Here is a 7,503-nt window from a genome sequence, read left to right on the forward strand (position 1 = left end):
ATTATCCAATTTTCATCGCTTGGTGAACCTTGTCCATGGTTTCAGCCGCCACGTTTCTCGCGCGCGCCGTGCCATCTTTGATGATGTCGCGCACTTCATCTTCATGCTGCTCGAAATAACGCCTTTTTTCCTGAAATGGCGCCAGGTAGTCGGCGAGTTTCGCAGCCAGATTCTTCTTGCAGGCGACACAGCCCAATTTTCCGCTCTTGCAATCTTTTTCGATTTCAGCGGTCTCACCCGGATTAAATTTGCGATGATAAGTGAAAACATTGCAAATCTCGGGACGGCCTGGATCGCCAAGACGGATTTTCAGAGGGTCTGTGATCGCACGCATGACTTTTCTGGAGATTTCCTCTGGCGGATCTGACAACAAAATCGTATTACCCAACGACTTGCTCATTTTCCTGCCGTCAAGCCCGGGCAATCTGGCGAAATCCGTCAGTTTTCCGTTGGGAATGACAAACACTTTGTCGTAACTGTTGTTGAATTTGCGCGCAATCTCTCGCGTCAACTCAATGTGCGGCATCTGATCTTCGCCCACCGGCACAAGATGCGCCTGATAGAGCAAAATATCCGCCGCCTGCAATACCGGATACCCCAAATGGCCAAACACCATATTGCTTTCCAGCCCGAGATCTCGCGCTTGCTCTTTCACCGTCGGGTTTCGTTCCAGCCGGGGAACCGTCACTAACATAGAAAATATGAGGAACAATTCCGCGTGTTGCTTGATTTTCGACTGTACAAAAATGGGACTTTCTTTCGGATCAATCCCAGCGCTGAGCCAGTCGATGACCATGTCAATCGTATTCTCTTCGATGTGAGAAGTATCCAGATTTGTCGTCAAAATGTGCCAATCGGCGACCAGATGAAAATTTTCATACTCGCCCTGCAATTTGACCCAGTTCTCCAGCGCTCCCACGTAATTTCCCAGATGCAATTTTCCCGTAGGCCTCATGCCGCTCAAAATCCGTTTTTTCATGTGCAGTTACCCGTTTTCTTTTTCTGGTTCTCGATTCGAAATGTCAAAAATTAAAATTTTGTCCGGGGTTTGTCTAATCTTCCGAAATTTTTTCAATTATTTTCCCTTTGACGAGCGGCCTCATTTCAATTCATAAACAAATAAGGCTTCCAACGTTTGTCAATTCTTCCGGCCGTGTATCTGATAAAAAAGATGTGATTCGGCCTTTTCGGCTCATGCAGCAAAGTCATGCCCGCCTCTTCCGGCGTACGATTTCCTTTTTTGTTATTGCAATGCACGCAAGCGCACACCAAATTTTCCCAGGTATCGGGTCCGCCGCGGACTTTGGGAATTACATGATCGATTGTCAGTCCCACATCTTTTCTGCCGCAATACTGACACCGATGATTGTCCCGTCGCATGATATTTTTCCGCGTCAGAATAATGCGCTTTCTCGGAACATGAATATAGCGCTTGATACGAACAATGCTCGGCAACGGAAATTCTTCGTTGACAGAATGGACGAACTCGCAATTCTTTTCCACCATTTCCGCCTTTCCGAGATAGACCAAAATAATTGCCTTGCGAACGCTGGTCACGCTCATTGGCTCGAAGCTTTGGTTCAAGACCAGTACATTTCCATTTAGCAGACTCATCGCCCGGACTCTTTTCTGTGAGTTCCCAAAAATAAACTTAAATGTACAATAATTTTAAAAAATAATCAAGCTTTTTTTAATTGAAGAATTAGGTCTGCGGTTGCCAGCGATAACCGTCCGCCAATGCGAAGAGAAGAGGATGAATTTTGCGCGCCGAAATAAGACTAAAACTTTTCCGCCTCATCAATCAACATGATAGGAATATCATCTTTAATTGCGAACTTCAACCGACATTTGTGGCAGATAAGTTTTTCTTCTTTTTGATTGTATTCTAATTCGCCTTTGCATTTTGGACAAGCTAAAACTTCTTGTAATTCTTTGCTCAACATGAGGCGCTCCTCTATTTTTTCAACATAATTTTTTGTATTTCAAAAATTAGCAATATTTTCCAGACGAAATCACTCGTTCCAAAAACCCATTTTACCAAATTTTTCAATTCTTTGCTCCACCAACTGTGACGCTGGTAATTCTTGCAAATTATTTAACTCTTCTAAAATGGTTTTTTTTAAAATTTCCGCCGCCTCGTCATAATTGCGATGAGCGCCGCCCAACGGCTCGGGAATAATTCTGTCGAGAACTTGCAATTCTTTCAAATCGCTGGCAGTCACGCGCATGGCTTCTGCAGCCTGATCTGCTTTGCTATTGTCGCGCCACAAGATCGCGGCGCAGCCCTCGGGAGAAATCACTGAATACCAGGTATTTTCCATCATCAGCAGCCGGTCGCCGACGCCAACGCCGAGAGCGCCGCCGCTGGCGCCTTCCCCAATAACGACGATCAAAATTGGCACCGGCAAATGCGACATCTCAAATAAATTTCGGGCGATGGCTTCCGCCTGACCACGTTCCTCGGCGCCAATGCCCGGATACGCCCCCGGTGTGTCAATCAAACACACTACCGGACTGTTGAATTTCGCCGCCATTTTCATCACTCGCAACGCTTTTCGATAGCCTTCGGGATGCGGCATGCCGAAATTACGGTACAATTTTTCCTTGGTGGTTCGACCTTTTTGGTGACCGATGATCGCCATTCTCTGGCCGTCGATTTCTGCTAAACCTGACACAATCGCCGCATCCTCTCCGAAAGCGCGGTCGCCGTGGAGCTCGAGAAAATAATCCGTCATCCGACTGATGTAATCCAGCGTATAAGGCCTTTGCGGATGACGCGCCAACTGAACGCGCTGCCAACGCGTCAGTTTGGAGTAAATATCTTTGCTCAACCGCCTGGCTTTTTCTTCTAATTTAAGAATTTCATCGCTGAGATCCACATCAGCGTTCAGCGAATAATCCTTCATCTCTTGAATTTTTTTCTCAAGTTCCAGAATGGGTCGTTCAAATTCGAGTGTATATTTTTCCATGCTCTGCCTAGGGATATTTTTTTTGACTGGTTATTGGTTGTTGCTTTCTCGTCATCAGGCATTTGCCATGTTTGACCGTCACGCTTTTGTCAAATTCTAAAAAGCGCTTTTATCAAAATCTCTACATCCGACTGAATGGAGTAGTTTTTCATGTAAAACTGATTGTAACGCTCAATATCTTCCGCGGTTCCTGAAGTGTTTCTGCTAATTTGCGCCAGCCCCGTGACGCCAGGTTTCAAATCCGCAGCTTGAAAATTTTTATTTTCATTTAAAAAGACAAACGGAGCGCCGACGAGACTGATCCGTCCCAGCAAAACCGCTCCCAAAAGAGGCAATTTTTTCTGTCGCTCTGTCAACTTTTTTCCTTTAAAGAAACAAACCGGAATATTCTTCTCCAGCGGACCGACAATTATTTTTTTCTCACAACGCGCGCCTTTGAAAACTATTAAATAAAAAAACACCGGCAAAAAAACGATCAACAGTGCCACAGCAACGAAAATGTCAAAAATTCGCTTCGCGATCCGATTCCGCGGCTGACTCAAACGATATTGAATATCGACCAGCGGCAGGTCTCCGATGTACTCGATGGATGCCTTGCCAATAATGACGTCCATGCTGCGAGGGACTAATTTAAACGTCACGTCCTTGCGCGATGTCCGGGAAATGATGTGCAAAATTTTATCGAACGAAACGCCTTCCGTGGCAAAGATAATTTCCCGCGCGCCCGTTCTGGAAATGATCGAGTCCAGATTCTCCAGCGCACCGAGCATCGTCAATTGGCGCGAAGAATCGCCCGGCGCTTGCTGCGTCGGAGTCACCAGTCCCAAAATGTCATAGCCGGCATCCACGCTTTGCCGCAATTTTTCCGCGATGGCTGTTCCGTCTTCCGGCACGGCGACAATGATCGCTTTTCTGCCCAACAGCGCGTTTCCCAGCGAGCCGAGAAAAGGCAACTTTTTGAAACGCGCTAACAATTTCACCGCGAACCGCCAGCCGGCAAGAGTGACGACGCTGAAAACAGAGGCGCTGAGCACCACGGCGCGCGAAAATGCGTATTGATTGAAAAAGAACGTGAGCGATGCGTTAAAAATCAACCCCAGCAACACACCTTGCGCCGCGCGCAACGAAGAAAATTTGCTGTGATAATAGGCGTCCGATAAAATCAGGCAAAAAATCCAGATCAGCGAATAAACCATCATCACCGGCAAGTACGCCTGAAGCGGGAAAAACTGAAACCGCAAATAGATGCCCACAAAAATTGCCAGCGCCAGGGACAGATTGAGCAACAGCCAGTCGATGATTCCGGGCAAAAGATAGTTGATCAGTCGGCTGACAAAAGTCAACAGCGCGCGCGCCGAAATGCCTGCCATAAGCAGCCACTGCGGCACGTGAAAATAGCGGTTCTGATAATGTTTTTCCACGAACAGTTTCATCGCCCGATAAAACTGGAGAATCAGATCAGTATCGCTCTTTTTAGAACTTTCGCCCTTGAAATGGATGATCTGCGTGTCCGGCAAATAGTAAATTTTCCAACCCGCCTCGCGAACGCGAAAGCACCAATCCAAATCCTCGCCGTACATGAAAAAAGACTCATCCAGATATCCGATCTGCTCCATAACCTCCCGACGGAAAAACATGAACGATCCGGAAATAGCTTCCACCTCGTAATTTTCGTTCGGATCTAGATAAGTCAGATTGTACTTGCCAAACAATTTGCTGCGCGGAAACAGACGGCTCAAACCCACAATTTTAGTGAGCGCGACCCACGGCGTGGGAAAACTGCGGCGGCACGCCAATTGCAAACTGCCGTCCGGATTTAAAATTTTGCAGCCAACCATGCCGCAATCAGGATGCTGACGAAAATAATCAACTATGACAGAGAACGTATTTTCCTGGACGATGGTGTCCGGATTGAGCAATAAAATAAAGTCGCCGCGAGCGATTTTCATCGCCTGATTATTGGCGACGGCGAAACCGCGATTTTCCGCATTGGCGATAAGTTTCACATCCGGAAATTTTTCCCGAACTAACTCCACGCTGCCATCTGCCGAAGCGTTGTCAACGACGATCACTTCACAATCCAGCGAACGGCCTGCCTGCCGAATGGACGTCACCGCCTGTTGCAAAAATTCCTTAACATTATAATTAACAATGATTATCGATAAATCCATTCGCCGTCATCAAATCAAAAATAAAATGTATGAGCTCGATTTCATCGATGTTGCCATGGTGAACTTTTCAAAATAATGACAACTTACAAATTTTTTGCCTTATTGTCAAGATGAAAATCAACGAAACCGTAAAACTATTGTAAATGAAATTGATCGGCGGGAAAACCCGGAAGTCCGCAACCCCATTAAATTCAATTAACCGCCAACGCGCGAAAGCAATAAAATCTTTGCCAAAATTTCCACTGATTAGTACCAAAAGAAAATCAAAAAAAATTATTTTGCCTAAAAATCAAAGCGCAAATTGTCCACAGCCAATGTATTAATTTCCATTCGATTCATCCCTGCCTTCGAGCTTGTTCAATTCAAATTTTTTCGTCAAAATTCGATCCAGCAGCCGCTCCGGAAGGGCGCGTTTGAGAAGCGGTAAAAACTGGCCACCTTTGCCGATACGAACGATCAGCGGCGGATTTTTTTTGCTCAATTTTCCCACCAATTTTCTGGCGAACACCGCTGCTGGCGTGGGTTTTTCCTGTGAAGCCTGCGCGCGCCGCACAATCGCCCCGCTAATGGGCGCGTAAAGCGAATCTTTCCGGAAACGATTCCGCAAATCCTGTTCCGACCGATTGCCAAAATTGGACTGAATCGCGCCCGGCTGCACCGTGACAAAACGGATGCCAAACGGCGCCAATTCCATGCGCAGCGCATCGGTCAGTGCGTGCAACGCCGCTTTTGACGCACAATACGATCCGGCGAAAGGCGTCGTCAAAATCCCGGACACGCTGCCAATGTTCACGACAATGGCATTTTTTGATTTCAAGAGCAACGGCACAGCCGTCTGAGTGAGTTGAATCACCGAAAAAACATTGGTCTCAAACTGTTGCCGCAAATCTTCGATGGGCATTTCCGCGACAGCGCCAATGGCGGCAAAGCCAGCGTTGTTAATCAGAATATCCAGTCGTCCCGCATCTTTTTCAATTCGGGCCAGCGCTTGTTTTATCTGGTCGGCATCGGTGACGTCCAATTTGAGCGTGTTCATCTTTTCTTTCAAATCAGCAATGGACTCCGGCCTTCGCGCCGAAGCGAAAACCCGATAGCCCTGATGATAAAATTCTCCCGCCAGCGCTCGGCCGATTCCCGAAGAACAACCAGTGATGAGAACGACTTTTTTGTTAACCATCCTTTTTCCTTTTTTAAAAAATTTTCATCTGGCAAAAAAAATCAGATCCGATTATCTCCGTCAATCAAATCGCCCAGCGAGCCTAAAATGGAGCCTTCACCTTTTCGAGAGCCTCCTGCCCTTGGAGCGTGCGCCAGAATGCGATCAGCCATGCGGGAGAAAGGCAGACTTTGCAGATAAACCGTGCCGGCGCCGCGCAGTGTCGCCAGAAAAAATCCCTCGCCGCCGAAAAATGCCGACTTCAAGTTTCGGACAATTTCGATGTCATAATCAATCCCGGCGGTGAACGCCGCGAGACAGCCGGTGTCCACACGCAACGTTTCTCCGTGCAGTTCCTTTTTCACCACCGTACCGCCAACGTGTACAAAAACTCTGCCGTCGCCGCGGAGCCGCTGCAAAATAAAACCTTCGCCGCCAAAAAATCCCGTGCCGAGACGCTTCGTGAATGCAATGCTCACTTCGGTTCCGAGAGCAGCGCAGAGAAAAGCGTCTTTCTGGCAAATCAGTTCGCCATTCACCTGAGACAATTCCACCGGCACGATTTTCCCCGGATACGGCGCAGCAAAGGCAGCGTGGCGCTTTCCCTGACCGTTATTGGTAAAATGCGTCATAAAAATGGATTCGCCAGAGAGCACGCGCTTGCCGGCGTCCAAAATTTTTCCCAGTAATCCTGAGTTCGGTTTCGAACCGTCACCCATGCGGACGTCGTAACTGATGCCGTCTTCCATGTAATTCATGGCGCCGGCTTCCGCGATGACAGTCTCCCCCGGATCCAGCTCGATCTCCACGACCTGCATGTCGTCGCCGATTATTTGGTAATCAATTTCGTGAGATTTCATTGCAATTTCCTTTCGCTAAAAATTTTTTTCTTTTAACCTTGACAATAATATCCACATTTTATTGGGGTTTAACGGTAACAAATCAACAATTTCCGTTTTCGCCGTTCTTGACTATTTTTGCGCCATATTTCATTTTTTCCTTGACATTGTGTTTATTTTTTCTTATGATTGTTATTATTTCATTACAAATTTCTGAAATTTTTGCGCATTTTCCACACTAATTCTGTCGAGGAAAAATGGGTTACAAAATATCTGACGACGCAATTCGGCGATCAAAACGTTGTTTGTTCAATTATCAATGCCAGAATGCGGGAAACTGTTTTCGCATGTGCGAAATTGAACGGGCG

General features: G+C 46.9%; 7 protein-coding genes. All 7 read right to left on the minus strand.

The window, feature by feature from the left end; all coding sequences use genetic code 11:
* Window position 1: 1 nt before the first annotated feature.
* Window positions 2-979: a tryptophan--tRNA ligase gene (gene trpS, locus GXO74_05465; GenBank protein ID NOZ61109.1), complete on the minus strand. Its 978-nt coding sequence runs from the start codon at window positions 977-979 to the stop codon at window positions 2-4.
* A gap of 125 nt (window positions 980-1,104) precedes the next feature.
* Window positions 1,105-1,614 carry an HNH endonuclease gene (locus tag GXO74_05470; GenBank protein NOZ61110.1) on the minus strand — a complete coding sequence of 170 codons (510 nt, stop codon included), beginning with the start codon at window positions 1,612-1,614 and terminating at the stop codon, window positions 1,105-1,107.
* A gap of 164 nt (window positions 1,615-1,778) precedes the next feature.
* Entirely contained in the window at window positions 1,779-1,943 is a 165-nt protein-coding gene (locus GXO74_05475) for a Trm112 family protein (protein NOZ61111.1), read from the minus strand.
* Between the two features lie 69 nt (window positions 1,944-2,012).
* Window positions 2,013-2,969: an acetyl-CoA carboxylase carboxyltransferase subunit alpha gene (locus GXO74_05480; GenBank protein ID NOZ61112.1), complete on the minus strand. Its 957-nt coding sequence runs from the start codon at window positions 2,967-2,969 to the stop codon at window positions 2,013-2,015.
* An 89-nt stretch (window positions 2,970-3,058) separates the two neighbouring features.
* Window positions 3,059-5,140, minus strand: a complete 2,082-nt coding sequence (locus GXO74_05485; protein NOZ61113.1) for a glycosyltransferase — start codon at window positions 5,138-5,140, stop codon at window positions 3,059-3,061.
* 319 nt (window positions 5,141-5,459) lie between these two features.
* On the minus strand, window positions 5,460-6,317 hold the full coding sequence (locus GXO74_05490; protein ID NOZ61114.1) for an SDR family oxidoreductase: 858 nt from the start codon (window positions 6,315-6,317) through the stop codon (window positions 5,460-5,462).
* 41 nt (window positions 6,318-6,358) lie between these two features.
* The gene (locus GXO74_05495) at window positions 6,359-7,156 is read right to left on the minus strand and encodes a TIGR00266 family protein (GenBank protein NOZ61115.1); all 798 of its coding nucleotides are present in this window, start codon (window positions 7,154-7,156) and stop codon (window positions 6,359-6,361) included.
* Window positions 7,157-7,503 lie beyond the last annotated feature (347 nt).

Source organism: Calditrichota bacterium (assembly GCA_013152715.1).
Classification (GTDB): Bacteria; Zhuqueibacterota; Zhuqueibacteria; order Thermofontimicrobiales; family Thermofontimicrobiaceae; genus 4484-87.

Coding starts and splice junctions, on each gene's coding strand:
- GXO74_05490 (NOZ61114.1), bottom strand. CDS start 6,317: ATGGTTAACAAAAAAGTCGTTCTCATCACTGGTTGTTCTTCGGGAATC.
- GXO74_05480 (NOZ61112.1), bottom strand. CDS start 2,969: ATGGAAAAATATACACTCGAATTTGAACGACCCATTCTGGAACTTGAG.
- trpS (NOZ61109.1), bottom strand. CDS start 979: ATGAAAAAACGGATTTTGAGCGGCATGAGGCCTACGGGAAAATTGCAT.
- GXO74_05470 (NOZ61110.1), bottom strand. CDS start 1,614: ATGAGTCTGCTAAATGGAAATGTACTGGTCTTGAACCAAAGCTTCGAG.
- GXO74_05495 (NOZ61115.1), bottom strand. CDS start 7,156: ATGAAATCTCACGAAATTGATTACCAAATAATCGGCGACGACATGCAG.
- GXO74_05475 (NOZ61111.1), bottom strand. CDS start 1,943: ATGTTGAGCAAAGAATTACAAGAAGTTTTAGCTTGTCCAAAATGCAAA.
- GXO74_05485 (NOZ61113.1), bottom strand. CDS start 5,140: ATGGATTTATCGATAATCATTGTTAATTATAATGTTAAGGAATTTTTG.